This window comes from Agromyces humi, assembly GCF_009720255.1.
Classification (GTDB): domain Bacteria; phylum Actinomycetota; class Actinomycetes; order Actinomycetales; family Microbacteriaceae; genus Agromyces; species Agromyces humi.
Map to the genome: position 1 here is coordinate 1 of NZ_WJSP02000662.1, position 1099 is coordinate 1099.

1 protein-coding gene is annotated in these 1099 nt (G+C 73.3%); it reads left to right on the forward strand.

The genetic code is table 11. The annotated features are described in order from the left end of the window. A partial coding sequence (locus GH736_RS23310) for an ATP-binding protein (protein WP_159607430.1) occupies positions 1 to 838 on the forward strand: 838 nt, incomplete at its 5' end. Positions 839 to 1099: the final 261 nt, after the last annotated feature.

Here is a 1099-nt window from a genome sequence, read left to right on the forward strand (position 1 = left end):
GGCGCTCGACCGGCTCGCGCGGCGCGTGGCGCCGCGGGTGGGCTGGTCCGACCTCGTGCTGCCCGCCGCGCCGATGAACGCACTGCGCGAGATCGAGCTGCGCGCCCGGCACCGGGAGCAGGTGCTCGGCGACTGGGGCATGCGGCCCGGCGGCGGACGCGGCCACGGCGTCGTGGCGCTCTTCGCGGGGGACTCGGGCACCGGCAAGACCATGTCGGCCGAGGTGGTCGCGGGCGGCCTCGGCCTCGACCTCTACGTCATCGACCTCTCGACCGTCGTCGACAAGTACATCGGCGAGACGGAGAAGAACCTCGAGCGCATCTTCCGCGCGGCGGCGGGCACCAACGCGGTGCTGCTCTTCGACGAGGCCGACGCCGTGTTCGGCAAGCGCAGCGACGTGAAGGACGCGCACGACCGCTACGCCAACGTCGAGAGCGCCTACCTGCTGCAGCGCATGGAGACGTTCGACGGCCTCGCGATCCTCGCGACGAACCTGCGCGCGAACATCGACGAGGCGTTCACGCGACGCCTCGACGTGATCGTCGACTTCCCGATGCCCGACGCCGCGCACCGCAGCCGGCTCTGGGACCAGAGCCTCGGGTCCCGGGTGCGCCGCGCCGACGACCTCGACCTGGAGTTCCTCGGGCGGTCGTTCGAACTCGCGGGCGGCGCCATCAGGGCGGCGGCGGTCACGGCGGCGTACCTCGCGGCATCCGAGCGCGGCGGGGTCTCGATGCGCCACCTCGTGCTGGGCGTGCACCGCGAGTACCGCAAGCTCGGCCGGCTCGTCGTCGAACGCGAGTTCGGCCGGTACTGGGCCGAGGTGGCCGGCGGATGACCCGGCATCACGCTGCGCGTTCGCGAACGGGGGCCTTCCCGATCGGGCAGATCTCGCCCGCGCCGGGCCCGCCCGCGGTGAAATGGAAGCGGTCGATCGTGGAGGTGCACCATGCACGCACATGACTACGACGGCGTCGACCTCGAGGTCGGGCGCCGGGGAACGGATGCCGCCCGGGAGGGGCAGGCGACGACGCACGGGCTCGCCGAGCGCCGAGCCGACGTGCTCGGCCCGGCGACGATGCTGCGCCTGCAGCGCGAG